Raw genomic sequence first — 13,820 nt, forward strand, 5'->3', positions numbered from 1 at the left:
GCGACTAGTGGAAGGTGTGCTCCTCGGCGGGGAACGCCCCGCCGCCGACGTCCTCCGCGAAGGCGCGCGCGGCGTCGCCGAGCGTCTCGCGGAGGTTGGCGTACTGCTTGGTGAAGCGCGGGACCTTGCCGCCGGTCAGGCCGGCCATGTCGGTCCAGACGAGCACCTGGGCGTCGGTGCCGGCGCCCGCGCCGATCCCGATGGTCGGGATGTGCAGCGAACGGGTGACCTCGGCGGCCAGCTCGGCCGGTACGAGCTCCAGGACGACCGCGAACGCGCCGGCGTCCTGCGCCGCCTTCGCGTCGCGGAGCAGCTTGTGCGCGGCCTCGTCGGAGCGGCCCTGCACCCGGTAGCCCATGGTGTTCACGGACTGCGGGGTGAGGCCCAGGTGGGACATGACGGGGATGCCGGCCTGGACGAGCAGCTCGGTCTGGGGCAGCGAGCGCTCGCCGCCCTCCAGCTTGATCGCACCGACGCCCGCGTCCTTGACCAGCCGGGTGGCGTTGCGCAGGGCCTGGACGGGCCCTTCCTGGTACGAACCGAAGGGGAGGTCGCCGACGACGAGGGCGCGCTTCGTGCCCCGTACGACGGCGGCGGAGAGCAGCGTCATCTCGTCCATCGTGACGGGCACGGTGGTGTCGTAGCCGAGGTGACAGTTGCCCATGGAGTCCCCGACGAGGATCACCGGGATGCCGGCCTCGTCGAAGACGGACGCGGTCATCGCGTCGTAGGCGGTGAGCATGGGCCACTTCTCACCGCGCGTCTTGGCGGCGGCGATGTCGTGGACGGTGATGCGGCGCGTTCCCTTGCCGCCGTACAGCGCCTTGCTGCTGTCCGCGGGCGGTTTCTGCGCAGCCTGAAGCGTCATGGTGCACGGCTCCTTGTGTCATCTCGAGGCGCCCTGACGGCGTCCCCGGACCACATCCATGGTGGCACTTCGCCGGGCGGGCGGGGAAGTGGGCCGGAGTGGCGCTGTTCACACCGGCGTGCCGGTGGGGCGCCCACCCGCCCGCGGCGAGGGAGGGGCTCAGGCCCCGAGACCGACCGGCGCCCGCACGACAAGACCGGACCCGGCCAAATGTGCGCGTTCTGTCACAGCCCGCCCGAGGGCGCCACCTGCAGGAACCCGCCACGCCTCGGCTGTCGTCCCACCGGGCGTACGACGACCCCGTCATCCCCTAGTGTCGACGTCGGGTCACGGAGCACGGCAGCAGGACAGCACGGCAGCAAGACGGCAAGGCAGCACGGCAGCAAGGCAGTGAGGACGGGCGATGGCGCGGGTGGACATGACGGAGACCGAGCACGGCGGCGCGGGGAACGAGACCCCGAGCTCCTCCCGCTTCCGGACCGCCCTCGGCAGACTCCGCCGTGACCCCGGGATCTGGCGCCGCGGCATCCTGCTCGCCCTGTTCGCCGTGGCCCTCACCCTGCTGATGGTCCTCCACGCCGACATCCCCAACCGGATCGGCAACCTCGGCAGCCTCACCGAGACCTTCCTGCCCTGGCTCGGTCTCTTCGTCCCCCTCCTCCTCGTCCTCGCCCTGCTGCGCCGCTCAGCCACCGCGCTGATCGCCCTGGTGCTGCCGGCCGTGGTGTGGCTGAACCTCTTCGGTGGGCTCGTCGCCGACAAGTCCGCGGCCGGTGGTGACCTGACCGTCGCGACCCACAACGTGAACGCCGACAACCCCGACCCCGCGGGCACGGCCGAGCAGCTCGCCGCGTCCGGCGCCGACGTCCTCGCCCTGGAGGAACTGAAGGGCGACATGGTCCCGGCGTACGAGAAGGGCCTGGCGAAGGCCTACCCGCACCACTCCGTCCAGGGCACGGTCGGTCTCTGGAGCAAGCTGCCGCTGCGCGACCCGCAGCCGGTCGACATCCGGATGGGCTGGACCCGCGCGATGCGCGCCGACGTCGTGACCCCCAAGGGCGAGCTCGCCGTGTACGTCGCCCACCTGCCGTCCGTCCGGGTCAAGCTGAACGCCGGCTTCACCGCCAACCAGCGCGACGCCAGCGCGAACGCCCTCGGCGAGGCCATCTCCGCGGACCGGCACGAGCGCATCGTCCTCCTCGGCGACCTCAACGGCACCATGAACGACCGCGCCCTCAACGGCATCACCTCGCAGCTCCGCTCCACCCAGGGCGCGGCGGGCGACGGCTTCGGCTTCAGCTGGCCCGCCTCGTTCCCGATGGCCCGCATCGACCAGATCCTGGTCAAGGGAGTCGAGCCGATGTCGTCCTGGGCCCTCCCGGAGACGCGGAGCGACCACCTCCCGGTCGCGGCCCGCGTGAAGTTCTGACGCCGCGGAGTCGCGGAGTCGCGGGGTCACAGAGTCGCGGTGCCGCGGTGTCGCGGAGTCGCGGAGCCGCGGCTCCGGGTCGCCGTGGCGCCGCGTGGCACACGGGCCGAAATCTTCTCTTCACTCCCCGGAAGCCGCCGGGAAGAAAACATCTGAGAGTCTTTGTTCCGCTGAAGAACTATCTTCCGGAAAGGCCCTCCCCATGCCCCTGGCGCTGCTCGCGCTGGCCGTAGCCGCCTTCGGCATCGGTACCACCGAATTCGTGATGATGGGCCTGCTTCCGCAGGTCGCCGAAGATCTCGGCACCTCCGTCCCCACCGCCGGACACCTCGTCTCGGCGTACGCGATCGGCGTCGTCGTCGGCGCCCCGCTGCTCACCGCCCTCGGCTCCCGCGTCCCGCGCAAGCGGATGCTGCTCCTGCTCATGGCCCTCTTCACGGTCGGCAACCTGGCCTCCGCGCTCGCCCCCGACTTCGGCTGGCTGGTGGCCGGCCGGGTCCTCGCCGGGCTCCCGCACGGTGCGTTCTTCGGGCTCGGCGCGGTCGTCGCCGCCCGGCTCGTGCGCGAGGGCCGGCAGGCGCGGGCGGTGGCCACGATGTTCCTCGGCCTGACCGTCGCCAACATCCTCGGCGTACCGGCCGCGACCCTGCTCGGGCAGCACCTCGGCTGGCGGGCCACCTTCCTCGTCGTCTCCGCCGTCGGCCTGCTCGCCATGGCAGCGCTCGCCCGCCTCGTGCCGTACGTCCCCGTGGACGAGCGGCAGAGCCTGGGCCGCGAGGTGCGCGCGCTGGGCCGCCCGCAGGTGCTGCTCGGCCTGCTCACCGCCGTCTTCGGCTTCGCGGGCGTCTTCGCCGTCTACTCGTACCTGGCCTCGATGACCACCGAGGTGATGGGCTTCGGCGACTCCACCGTCACCGTCGTCCTCGCCCTCTTCGGCCTCGGCATGACCGGCGGGGCGCTCGCCGCGGGCCCGCTGACCGACCGGGCACTCCGCCCGACGCTGTACGGCTCGCTCGCCGCCCTCGTCCTCGCCCTGGTCGCCTTCCGCTTCACGATCCATGTGCCCTGGCTGGCCCTGGTCACGGTCGTGGCGCTCGGCGCGGTCGGTTTCATGACCACCACCCCGCTCCAGATGCTGGTCATGAACAAGGCCAAGGACGCCCCCACGCTCGCCTCCGCCTCCAACCACTCCGCCTTCAACCTCGCCAACGCCGGCGGCGCCTGGGCCGGCGGCGCGGCCGTCGCCGCCGGCTGGGGCTGGACCTCGCCGACGCTCGTCGGCGCGGGCCTCACGGTGGTGGGCCTGGCGATCGCGGCGGTGGCGGGCCTCCTCGACCGCGACCGGGGTACGGGGGAGGGGGCCTCGCGCGTCGTCGCGCAAAGCCCCCTCGCCGAACGTCCCGCCGCCGGCCGTCAGGTCAGCTCGTCGTCTCCCGCCAGCGGTTCGTGATCGGCAGGCGCCGGTCCTTGCCGAAGCCCTTCGCCGAGATCTTGGTGCCCGGCGGGTACTGGCGCCGCTTGTACTCCGCCGTGTCCACCATCCGCAGCGTCCGCGTGACCAGCTCCTTGTCGAAGCCGGCGGCCACGATCTCGTCCCGGCCCCGGTCCTGGTCCACGTACAGGGCGAGGATCGCGTCCAGGGTGTCGTAGTCCGGCAGCGAGTCCGTGTCGACCTGCCCCGGGCGCAGCTCCGCGCTCGGCGGCTTGGTGATCGAGCTCTCCGGGATCGGCGGGGTCTGGCCGCGCTCCTCGGCCGCCCGGTTGCGCCAGCGTGCCAGCCGGAACACGGTCGACTTGTAGACGTCCTTGATGGGCCCGAACGCGCCGACGGAGTCGCCGTACAGCGTCGAATAGCCCACCGCCAGCTCGGACTTGTTCCCCGGCGCGAGGACGATGTGGCCCTCCTGGTTGGAGAGCGCCATCAGCGTCGTGCCCCGCAGCCGCGACTGGAGGTTCTCCTCGGCGAGCCCGGTGAGGCCGAGCGCGCCCATGTACGCGTCGAACATCGGCTCGATCGACACCGTGCGGTAGTGGAGCCCGGTGCGGCGGGCCAGCTCGGCGGCGTCGCCGCGCGAGTGCTCCGAGGAGTACTTGGAGGGCATCGACACCCCGTACACGTTCTCCGCGCCCAGCGCGTCGCAGGCGATCGCGGCGACGAGCGCCGAGTCGATGCCGCCGGAGAGGCCGACGATCACCGAGCGGAAACCGTTTTTCGCGGCATACGCCCGGACGCCGATCACCAGCGCCGAGTACACCTCCTCCTCGTCGTCGAGCCGGTGCGCGTAACCGCCCGTCAGCTCCGGCTCGTACGCCGGCAGCGGCTCCTCCGAGAGCACCACGCGGTCGATCGTCAGCCCGTCGTTCACCAGGCCTTCCGGCGCGTCGGGGTCGTACGCCGGCAGCTCCAGGTCCAGGATCACGCTGCCCTCGACGAACTGCGGGGCCCGCGCGATCACTTCGCCGGCCGCGTCCACCACGATCGAGTCGCCGTCGAAGACCAGCTCGTCCTGACCGCCGGTGCTCGCCAGATACGCGGTCACGCACCCGGCCTCCCGGGCCCGCCTGCGGACCAGTTCGAGGCGCGTGTCGTCCTTGTTCCGCTCGTACGGCGAGGCGTTGACCGAAAGCAGCAGCCCCGCCCCCGCGTGGCGCGCCGCCGGGACCCTGCCGCCGTCCTGCCACAGGTCCTCGCAGATCGCCAGGGCCACGTCGATTCCGTGCACCCGGACGACCGGCATCGTGTCGCCCCGCACGAAGTAGCGGTACTCGTCGAAGACGCCGTAGTTCGGCAGGTGGTGCTTGGCGAAGCGCAGCACCACCTCGCCCCGGTGCAGTACGGCGGCGGCGTTCTCCGGCGAACCGGCCGGCCGGCCGAGCTTCGGCTCCGCCCGCTCGGAGCGGTCCAGATAACCGACGACGACCGGCACCTCCCCGAAGCCCTCGTCGGCGAGCCGGCGGGCGAGACCGCGCAGGGCCACCCGCGAGGCCTCGACGAACGAGGCGCGCAGCGCGAGGTCCTCGACGGGGTATCCGGTCAGCGCCATCTCGGGGAACGCGACGAGATGCGCACCCTGTCCGGCGGCGTGCCGGGTCCAGTGCACGATCGCCTCGGCGTTCCCGGCGATGTCTCCGACGGTCGAGTCGATCTGATTCAGGGCGAGGCGTAGTTGAGGCACCCGGTCAGTGTAATCGTCAGACCGACGTTATGTCTGGGGATCCGAGTGTCGAGTCCGGATCTTCGGGAGAGAGGGCGGTCGTCGAGGCCCGGATCTCCGGCCTGGAGGGCGGCGACGAGTCCCGGATCCTCGGCATGCGGGGCGGTCGGCCCGCGCCGATCATGGCCCCATGACGACCACGGACCACCCCGACCACCGGCAACCCTCCGGCACGACGTAGCGTCAGAACCACCATGCCCGGAAACGTGACGCGAGCCTCGGCCGCCCTGCTGGCCCTCGGCGCGCTCGCGTACACCGCGTGGGCCCTCGAAGTCCTCGTCCGGACCGGGCTCGACCCCGTCCGGACGTACGTCTCCGAACTGGCGGCGTCGGACCAGCCGTTCGGCACCTTCTTCCGGGCCACGGATCTGGTGTCGGGGACGCTGGTCCTGGCGGGGGCCGTGCTGGGATGGGCGGGGACGAGGGGCGCCCGCCACGCCCGGACGCCGGAGACCGGTCCGCCGGAGGTCGGTCGTCCGGAGGTCGGTCCGTCGGAGGTCGGTCGTCCGGACGTCGGAGGCCGGGCCCGTCGGGTCCGCGAGCCCTGGGCGCTTCTCGGCTGGGGCGCGCTCGCCCTCTTCGGCGCCGCCACCGTCGCCGACTCGCGCCTCCCGCTCAGCTGCGCGGCGACCGCCGACCCCGAGTGCGCCCTGCGCGAGACCGCCGGGCTCGTGCCCGTCACCCATACGGCCCATGCCGTCAGTTCCGCTCTCGCCATGACCGGCGCCCTCGTCGCCCTCGTCGCCCTGACCGTGGCCGCCCGCCGGTACGGCCGCTGGCGGCCCCTCGCCCGTACGGGCCCGGTCATCGTCGCCCTGGAGCTCGCCGCCACCGTCTGGACCCTCGCCGCCGTCGCCGCCTTCGAGGGAGGGAAGGGCACCTGGGCGCTCGGGGCCGGCCAGCGGCTCCAGGTGCTCCTGGTGGCGGTGTGGCTCGCGGTCCTGGCGTACTCCCTCGTGGCATCCCGGCCCACCCCCGAGGAGGCGCGATGACCGGAAGGCCGACCTTCGTACGGGTCGACGGCGTCGCCCACCACGTCGTCGTCGAGGGCTCAGGCCCCGTCTGCGTCCTGAGCGCGGGGCTCGGCATGAGCTGGTTCGACTGGGACCCGGTCGTCCCGCTCCTCGCCCCGCACCGTACGGTCGTCCGCTTCGACCGCCCCGGACACGGCCTCTCCCAGCCCGCCACCGTCCCGCCCACCGCCGCCGGCGAGGCCCACCGGATCGCCGCCCTCCTCGACGCGCTGGGGCTCCCCGGCCCCGCCACCGTCGTCGGTCACTCGATCGCCGGGTTCCACGCCGAGGCCTTCGCCCGGCTCCACCCGGACCGGACCACCGCGCTCGTGCTCGTGGACTCGTCGGTGGAGGAGCACCCCCGGGTGAGTACGTCCCCCGGGGCCGTCGTCCGGGTCCTCGGCGCCGTCCTGTCCGCCGCCGGCGTCCCGGCCGCCCTCGGCCCCGCCGTGCGCCGCGCGGCCGTACGCCACGACCCGGCCCCCACCGCCCTCGTCCACCGCGTCTACCGCACCTCACGCGTCCTGCGCGGCACCCTCTGGGAGAACGCCCACTACGGAGCCGTCGCCGCCGAACTCCTCGCCCTGCGCACCACGCACCCGCTCCCGCCGGGCCTCCCCGTCACCGTCCTCGCCGCCCCTGAGGGCTCGGCCCGCTGGGAACGGCGCCAACGCGCGCTGGCCCGACGGCTCGGCGCCCGCTACGAGGCGGCCGTGCCGTCGGGCCATCTGGTCATGAAAGACCGCCCGGAAGCGGTCGCGACCGTGATCCTGCGATCCGGTCAGGAAGGCGCGTAGACGCTTCAGGAAAGCGCGTAGACGCTTCAGGAAGGCGCGTAGACGCTCTCGCAGAACCCCTTGAGCTGCTCGTCCGACAGATGCTGGGCCAGATCGGCCTCGCTGATCATGCCGACGAGCCGCTTCTCCTCGATGACGGGCAGCCGCCGGATCTGGTGGCTCTGCATCTCCTCCAGGACGGCGCCCACGTCCGCGTCCGACTCGACCCAGCGGGGGGTGCCCTTGGACATCTCGCCGCAGGTGATCTTCGCCGGGTCGTGGCCCATGGCCACACAGCCGACCACGATGTCGCGGTCCGTGATGATGCCGCAGAGCCGTTCGTTCTCGTCGGCGACGGGCAGCGCGCCGACGTTCAGGTTGCGCATCAGCTGCGCGGCGCGGTCGAGCGTCTCGTGTGCCGGGATCCACTGGGCCCCGGGGTGCATGATGTCCTTCGCCGTGGTCATGGGGTGCGTACCTTTCGTCGAACGTGGTCACACGTACGTCCCCGAGCCCACTCATTCTCGGCGTACGGGCCGACCGCCGCGACTTGTCGGCGCCCGCCGACCGCCGCGACTTGTCGGCGCACGCCGACCGCCGCGACCTGTCGGCTTACGACACGGCCCCCGCGACCGCGGCGGGTCACGGGGGCCGAGGGGTCACCGACCCGAGCCGTCAGGCGCCACGCTTCCTGAGCATGTCCGCCATCAGCAGCATCTCGGACTTCTGGGCGTCGACCATGCCCTGTGCGAGATTGCGCTCGATGTCCACCGAGCACTTCTGGACACAGCCCTCGGCCATGTGGACCCCGCCCCTGTGGTGCTCGGTCATGAGCTTCAGGTACAGGACCTCGGCCTCGCGGCCGCTCGCCTGGCGCAACTCGTCCAGCTGGGCGTCGGTCGCCATGCCCGGCATGAGCGCCCCGTCGAGCGGACCGGTGTCGCCCGAGCCGCCCATGCCCATCCAGGTCATCGGCTCGACGCCGGACTCGATCTTGGGCAGCCCCCACAGGTCGAGCCAGCCGAGCATCATGCCCCGCTGGTTGGCCTGGGTGTTGGCGATGTCGTACGCGAGACGGCGCACCTCCTCGTCCTGGGTGCGGTCCCGGACGATGAACGACATCTCGACGGCCTGCTGGTGGTGGACGGCCATGTCCCGGGCGAAGCCGGCGTCCGCGGAGAGCGAGGTGGGCGTACGCGGCGCCTCCTCGCGCTCGGCGGAGGCGACGGTGACGGCGCCCCCGGCGAACAGCAGGGCGAGCGCGACGGCGGTGATCGCCGCCCACTGCGTCCGGTTCGGCCGCCGGGACGGAGCCGTCGGTACGTCGTAGCCGTCGTCGTCGCTGTCCTCGCCGACCCGGCTCACTGGCCGATCCCGCCGGTGCAGGCGGCGCCCGGCTCGGGGGTCTGCGGGCCCTGGACGTACTTGGTGAAGAAGGCGTCGATGCGGGGGTCGCTCGCGTTGTCCACGGTGACCTGCTTGCCCCACGCGGACAGCATGATGGCGCCGGTCTGGTCGTCCACGGGGCTCATCAGCGTGTACTGGGTCTTGCCGACCTTGTCCTCGAGCTTCTTCACGTCGTCGGCGGCGGCCTTCTTGTTGTACGTCACCCAGACGGCGCCGTGCTCGAGGGAGTGCACGGCGTTCACCTCGGAGATGGCCTTCTTGTAGACGACGCCGTCGCAGTTCATCCAGACCGGGTGGTGGTCACCGCCGACCGGCGGCTTCATCTCGTACTTCACGGCCGTCTCGACGTGGTTGCGGCCGAGCTTCTTGGCGTCCCAGGACTTCTCGGCGGCGATCGGGGCCTTCGCGGCCGCGTCCTTCTTGTCCTGCTCGTCGGACTTCTTCATCAGTACGAAGGTGCCGAAGCCGACGAGGCCGAGGACGACGACGCCCGAGATGCCGATCGTGATGAAGCGGTTGCGGCGCTCACGGGCCTGCTCGGCGCGGCGCATCTCCTCTATTCGGGCGCGGCGGTCGGCGTTGGCGGAGCTCTTGGCGGCCATGGTGATGTCGTCCTTCTTCAGGGATGGGGATGGAGTTCGGGGGTGGACGTGCGGGGGCGGGACGCCCGCCGCCGCTACGTCCGGAGAACTTGAAGGACGTGCAGATCCGGCGCGCGCGGCCGGACGCCGGAGCGGCGCGCGGCGCCGTCACCGGACGGCGGCTCGAAGCGCGGGAGCCCGTCGGCCGCGTGCAGCGGCGGATCGAGCGGGGGCGCGCTGAGCACCGCGGGGGAGAGCGAGGGGAAGAGGGAGCAGCCACCGCGGTCGTACGGGCAGATGTACTCGACGACGGGGCCGGCGGCCGCGCGGGTGGTGGCCGCGCGGGTGGCGGCCGTGGAACCGGTGGCCGTGGAGCCGCTCGCCGTCTCCGCCCCGGCCCCCGCGTGATGGTTCTCGGGACCCGACCCGGCGCCCAGACAGAAGAAGAGCGCGGCGAGGAGCGTCGCCACGGCACTCACCAGTGCCATGGGACGCGCGTGCTGGGACGGGCGTACGAGCCGTGTGGCCCCCATGGGCGCAGATCGTAGTGGGCGCGGAGGCTCTGTGGGCCGAACGGGGTACCACTCGGTACCGACGGGTGGGCGGCGGAGGGGCGAACGGGCACCCGGACGCCGACCTTCCCGCGTTACCTGAGTCACACCCGAGCAGGCACTATGGGTGTGCAACGTGCGCGAAACCATGTGGTGGGATGCTCAGGTGCCCCCCGATGTGCTCGAGGCGGTGGGAGCAGGCGGCCTGACCAGCGAGGATGGGTGTGGAAATGGACAAGCAGCAGGAATTTGTGCTCCGTACGCTCGAGGAGCGCGACATCCGCTTCGTACGTCTGTGGTTCACCGACGTGCTCGGCTTCCTCAAGTCGGTGGCCGTGGCGCCCGCCGAGCTTGAGCAGGCCTTCGACGAGGGCATCGGGTTCGACGGCTCCGCGATCGAGGGCTTCGCCCGCGTGTACGAGTCGGACATGATCGCCAAGCCGGATCCGGGGACGTTCCAGATCCTGCCGTGGCGGGCCGAGGCGCCGGGGACGGCGCGGATGTTCTGCGACATCCTGATGCCGGACGGCTCGCCGTCCTTCGCGGACCCGCGGTACGTCCTGAAGCGGGCGCTGGCCAAGACCTCGGACCTGGGCTTCACCTTCTACACCCACCCCGAGATCGAGTTCTTCCTCCTCAAGGACAAGCCGCTCGACGGCACCCGCCCCACCCCGGCGGACAACTCGGGGTACTTCGACCACACCCCGCAGAACGTGGGCATGGACTTCCGCCGCCAGGCGATCACGATGCTCGAATCGATGGGCATCTCGGTGGAGTTCAGCCACCACGAGGGCGCGCCGGGCCAGCAGGAGATCGACCTCCGCTACGCCGACGCCCTCTCCACGGCGGACAACATCATGACCTTCCGCCTCGTCATGAAGCAGGTGGCGCTGGAGCAGGGCGTGCAGGCCACGTTCATGCCGAAGCCGTTCTCGGACTACCCGGGCTCGGGCATGCACACCCACCTCTCCCTCTTCGAGGGCGACCGGAACGCGTTCTACGAGTCGGGCGCCGAATACCAACTGTCCAAGGTCGGACGCTCGTTCATCGCGGGCCTGCTGAAGCACGCGGGCGAGATCTCCGCCGTGACGAACCAGTGGGTCAACTCGTACAAGCGCATCTGGGGCGGCTCGTCCCGCACGGCGGGCTCGGGCGGCGAGGCTCCCTCGTACATCTGCTGGGGCCACAACAACCGCTCGGCCCTGATCCGCGTCCCCATGTACAAGCCGGGCAAGACGGGCTCCTCCCGCGTCGAGGTCCGCTCCATCGACTCGGGCGCGAACCCCTACCTCACCTACGCGGTCCTGCTCGCCGCCGGCCTCAAGGGCATCGAAGAGGGCTACGAACTCCCGGCCGGCGCCGACGACGACGTCTGGGCCCTCTCGGACGCGGAGCGCCGGGCGATGGGCATCGAACCGCTCCCGCAGAACCTGGGAGAGGCGATCGCCCTGATGGAGAAGAGCGAACTGGTGGCGGAGACGCTGGGAGAGCACGTCTTCGACTTCTTCCTCCGCAACAAGAAGCAGGAGTGGGAGGAGTACCGCTCCGAGGTCACCGCCTTCGAGCTCCGCAAGAACCTGCCGGTGCTGTAGGGGCACGTCAGAAGCAGTACGACCCTGACGCGAGGGTTTGGGCCGGCGGCGGACTGCCGGCGGCCCAGCCCCGTTCCGGTCGCCCTGGGCCGTCTGCGGGCCGTCCGACGTCGAGGGAGGCCCTGTGCACGCCGTCGACGGTCCGCCGAGCGCGCGCCACCGAGCGCGCCTCCGCAGGTTGCCGCAGCGCTATGCGAAGCTGCCCGCACACCGGACGTCGGAGGAGCCCGTCCCGCCGACTGCGCGCCGCCGGCGGCGTTCGCAGCTCGCCCTCGTCCGGCACGTCCCCCACCCGTGCCGGATCGGCATGGACCGCTGGGGGGCCCTGCCCTTAGCCTGACCGTCGTTCGAAGATCAACGTGTCGGGCGGGTCTCCGGAACGCCGCTCGCAGGGGGTGTGCCATGCACGGTAGGGGGAGCGTGTGACGTCAGGCAGAGCAGGGCTCATGAAGGCGCTGGCGGTGATCGGGCTCGTACTTGGGGTGATCGGGTCCATCACCGCCTGGTTCCTGTCATTCGAGGGGTACCTGCCCGGCGACTCCATGGTGCGGACCTGGGCCACCGCGAAGGACCGGCCCAGCGATGGCAAGGCCAACGGCAGTTGGGTCGTCGGGGACGTCGCCGTCCGCAGCCGGTTCGATGCGGTGACCGGTTTCGGCATCGCCGACGGGCAGGACGGGAAGAAGCTCTGGGAGTTCGTACCGCCCGGCCGCGCCCAGATCTGCGGGAGCGCGCGTCGTGCGGACGAGGGGGTCCTCCTGGTCGCGTACGGCACGGAGAGCAGTGCCACCAGCGGCGGGAGCGGCACGCCCGCCTCGCCGGGCAAGGGCAAGGGTTGCTCGGCCGTCCTTGCCTTCGACGTGAAGGACGGGCGGGAGCTGTGGAGCGTCCCGCGGACCGTGTCGGACGGCCGGTTCCCCGGGGACGGATTCCTCGATGCGGAGGGCGGCCTGGCATTGATCCACGACGAACGGACCGAGCAGGAGGTGCGGACGCCGGGTGGCAACCGTTCCCTGCGCGCCCTCGACCTCCGCACGGGCAAGGCCCGTTGGACGGCGGCCGTTCCCAGCGCGTGCGGGGTGAGGGACACGTTCGTGGGCAAGGAACAGGTCCAGGCTGTCCTGGCCTGCGGTGGGGAGGACGCGGACGCCCCGGGCTCCGGCAGCGGCGGGGACGTCGAGCTGATGGCGGCGGCCTTCGATCGCGGCACCGGCGCCCTGAAGTGGAACGTTCCCATCGATGCCCGTCGCCCCGTGTTGAGGGATTCCAGCGTGGTCATCGAGTCGGCCGACCCCTTCGTCCTGAGGGTCGTGCGGTCCTCGAACGGCAACTCGGGCGAGGCGACGGGCGCGTTCGTCTCCTTCGGCCAGGACGGGCGTCCTCGGTCGAGCATCGAGCTCAGCGGCGACTACGGCCAGATCGACGCGGCGGAGGTCGCCGGCGAGCGGATGTACGCGCTGGCGTGGACCTATCACAAGGGACGGCACTACCGGCTGGTCGCCTTCGATCTGAAGACCGGCGAAGAGGTGTGGAACGACGAGTTGGACGAGCCCGCCGCCGGACTGGCCGTGCGGGGCGACCGGGTCAACGTGCTCTGCGAGTGGTCGACCCAGTCCAGCGCCATCACCGAGCTGCTCGTGTACGACGCCGGCAACGGTGAGGAACTCGACGAGCGCCATTTCCGTGAGGAAGCGCCCAGCGGCTACTTCTTCGAGCACGACGGGCGGATCATCGTCGCCGGGGCGGCTGGCGACCATGCCTTCACCGCGTTCGAGCGCTGGTGAGCCGATAGCTGTTTCCTGCCGCAAGACAGGCCGCCCGGCCGAGGCGCGGGTCGTCGACCTCGACGAGGACGACTGCCGCTGAACTCCAGTTGCCCGGCCGGTCACGGTCCGCCGGCGCGCGGCGGTGCGCCGGGCGGCCGAGCCTTGATACGCCTTGTCCGCCCAACATCTGAGTCCTGCTTCGGTGAGGGCTTCGGTGATCCCGTGCTGTCGCGCGGCGGTCAGGTCGTGAGTCGAGCCGGGCGGAGCCGGCGAGGCCCAGAGCAGCCGTCCGAACGGATCGGTCAGGACCTGCACGTTCATGCCGTGACGCTTGTGCTTCCCGGAGTAATAGGGGGTGTCGGCGGCGATGCGGTCGATCGGCAGCAGGGTGCCATCGAGGATGACGAACGCTTCTCCCGGATCGTCCGCATCGCCTCGGCCAGGGACGCGGCGAGGGTAGACAGGGCCTCGACGGCTTCACGTGTGTAGCGGTAGACGGTCGCGATCCCGATGCCGAACCCGGCGGCCAGTTGGGCGTAGGTGTCACCGCACCGCAGCTCCGCAAGAACCTGCCGGTGCTGTAGGGGCGTTAAATCCGTTGCCCGGGGCGGTGGGTCCGTTC

The 13,820-nt window shown here is 71.6% G+C and carries 12 protein-coding genes and 1 pseudogene; 6 read left to right on the forward strand and 7 right to left on the reverse strand.

The window, feature by feature from the left end; all coding sequences use genetic code 11:
• Nucleotides 1–4 precede the first annotated feature (4 nt).
• Nucleotides 5–868, reverse strand: coding sequence for a 3-methyl-2-oxobutanoate hydroxymethyltransferase (gene panB, locus N5875_RS27625; RefSeq protein ID WP_338496831.1), 864 nt, complete (start codon nt 866–868; stop codon nt 5–7).
• Between the two features lie 418 nt (nt 869–1,286).
• On the opposite strand from panB, the gene N5875_RS27630 reads away from it, so the two are divergent.
• Together N5875_RS27630 and N5875_RS27635 are read left to right on the forward strand one after the other, a co-directional pair.
• The gene (locus N5875_RS27630) at nt 1,287–2,297 is read left to right on the forward strand and encodes an endonuclease/exonuclease/phosphatase family protein (RefSeq protein ID WP_318211381.1); all 1,011 of its coding nucleotides are present in this window, start codon (nt 1,287–1,289) and stop codon (nt 2,295–2,297) included.
• Between the two features lie 202 nt (nt 2,298–2,499).
• Complete coding sequence (locus N5875_RS27635; RefSeq protein WP_338496833.1) at nt 2,500–3,747, forward strand: MFS transporter; 1,248 nt, start codon at nt 2,500–2,502, stop codon at nt 3,745–3,747.
• Here the strand turns inward: N5875_RS27635 and N5875_RS27640 are convergent.
• Complete coding sequence (locus N5875_RS27640; protein ID WP_338496835.1) at nt 3,716–5,473, reverse strand: NAD+ synthase; 1,758 nt, start codon at nt 5,471–5,473, stop codon at nt 3,716–3,718. The two genes, N5875_RS27635 and N5875_RS27640, sit on opposite strands and share 32 nt — an antisense overlap.
• A 233-nt stretch (nt 5,474–5,706) precedes the next feature.
• Between N5875_RS27640 and N5875_RS27645 the strand changes: the two genes are divergently transcribed.
• Both N5875_RS27645 and N5875_RS27650 read left to right on the forward strand, forming a co-directional pair.
• Nucleotides 5,707–6,504, forward strand: coding sequence for a DUF998 domain-containing protein (locus tag N5875_RS27645; protein WP_338496837.1), 798 nt, complete (start codon nt 5,707–5,709; stop codon nt 6,502–6,504).
• On the forward strand, nt 6,501–7,322 hold the full coding sequence (locus N5875_RS27650; protein ID WP_318211377.1) for an alpha/beta fold hydrolase: 822 nt from the start codon (nt 6,501–6,503) through the stop codon (nt 7,320–7,322). Before N5875_RS27645 ends, N5875_RS27650 begins: the two co-directional genes overlap by 4 nt.
• A gap of 26 nt (nt 7,323–7,348) precedes the next feature.
• Here the strand turns inward: N5875_RS27650 and N5875_RS27655 are convergent, their stop codons facing one another.
• The 4 genes from N5875_RS27655 to N5875_RS27670 all read right to left on the reverse strand — a co-directional run bounded on the left by N5875_RS27655 (nt 7,349) and on the right by N5875_RS27670 (nt 9,822).
• Nucleotides 7,349–7,768 carry a CBS domain-containing protein gene (locus N5875_RS27655; protein ID WP_318211376.1) on the reverse strand — a complete coding sequence of 140 codons (420 nt, stop codon included), beginning with the start codon at nt 7,766–7,768 and terminating at the stop codon, nt 7,349–7,351.
• Nucleotides 7,769–7,976: 208 nt separating this feature from the next.
• Nucleotides 7,977–8,576, reverse strand: coding sequence for a DUF305 domain-containing protein (locus N5875_RS27660; RefSeq protein ID WP_318211444.1), 600 nt, complete (start codon nt 8,574–8,576; stop codon nt 7,977–7,979).
• An 86-nt stretch (nt 8,577–8,662) separates the two neighbouring features.
• Nucleotides 8,663–9,310 carry a DUF3105 domain-containing protein gene (locus N5875_RS27665; protein ID WP_318211375.1) on the reverse strand — a complete coding sequence of 216 codons (648 nt, stop codon included), beginning with the start codon at nt 9,308–9,310 and terminating at the stop codon, nt 8,663–8,665.
• A 74-nt stretch (nt 9,311–9,384) separates the two neighbouring features.
• Nucleotides 9,385–9,822, reverse strand: a complete 438-nt coding sequence (locus N5875_RS27670) for a hypothetical protein (RefSeq protein WP_338496841.1) — start codon at nt 9,820–9,822, stop codon at nt 9,385–9,387.
• Nucleotides 9,823–10,070: 248 nt separating this feature from the next.
• Here N5875_RS27670 and N5875_RS27675 point away from each other — a divergent pair, with 248 nt between their 5' ends.
• Nucleotides 10,071–11,432, forward strand: coding sequence for a glutamine synthetase family protein (locus tag N5875_RS27675; protein WP_015033133.1), 1,362 nt, complete (start codon nt 10,071–10,073; stop codon nt 11,430–11,432).
• 422 nt (nt 11,433–11,854) lie between these two features.
• The gene (locus N5875_RS27680; RefSeq protein WP_318211373.1) at nt 11,855–13,216 is read left to right on the forward strand and encodes a PQQ-binding-like beta-propeller repeat protein; all 1,362 of its coding nucleotides are present in this window, start codon (nt 11,855–11,857) and stop codon (nt 13,214–13,216) included.
• A gap of 111 nt (nt 13,217–13,327) precedes the next feature.
• Here the strand turns inward: N5875_RS27680 and N5875_RS27685 are convergent.
• Nucleotides 13,328–13,764 (reverse strand): annotated as a pseudogene (locus tag N5875_RS27685) (transposase family protein); the annotation flags it as partial.
• Nucleotides 13,765–13,820 lie beyond the last annotated feature (56 nt).

The sequence above is a fragment of the Streptomyces sp. SJL17-4 genome (assembly GCF_036826855.1).
GTDB lineage: Bacteria > Actinomycetota > Actinomycetes > Streptomycetales > Streptomycetaceae > Streptomyces.

Coding starts and splice junctions, on each gene's coding strand:
- N5875_RS27665 (WP_318211375.1), bottom strand. CDS start 9,310: ATGGCCGCCAAGAGCTCCGCCAACGCCGACCGCCGCGCCCGAATAGAG.
- N5875_RS27655 (WP_318211376.1), bottom strand. CDS start 7,768: ATGACCACGGCGAAGGACATCATGCACCCCGGGGCCCAGTGGATCCCG.
- panB (WP_338496831.1), bottom strand. CDS start 868: ATGACGCTTCAGGCTGCGCAGAAACCGCCCGCGGACAGCAGCAAGGCG.
- N5875_RS27650 (WP_318211377.1), top strand. CDS start 6,501: ATGACCGGAAGGCCGACCTTCGTACGGGTCGACGGCGTCGCCCACCAC.
- N5875_RS27670 (WP_338496841.1), bottom strand. CDS start 9,822: ATGGGGGCCACACGGCTCGTACGCCCGTCCCAGCACGCGCGTCCCATG.
- N5875_RS27635 (WP_338496833.1), top strand. CDS start 2,500: ATGCCCCTGGCGCTGCTCGCGCTGGCCGTAGCCGCCTTCGGCATCGGT.
- N5875_RS27645 (WP_338496837.1), top strand. CDS start 5,707: ATGCCCGGAAACGTGACGCGAGCCTCGGCCGCCCTGCTGGCCCTCGGC.
- N5875_RS27630 (WP_318211381.1), top strand. CDS start 1,287: ATGACGGAGACCGAGCACGGCGGCGCGGGGAACGAGACCCCGAGCTCC.
- N5875_RS27675 (WP_015033133.1), top strand. CDS start 10,071: ATGGACAAGCAGCAGGAATTTGTGCTCCGTACGCTCGAGGAGCGCGAC.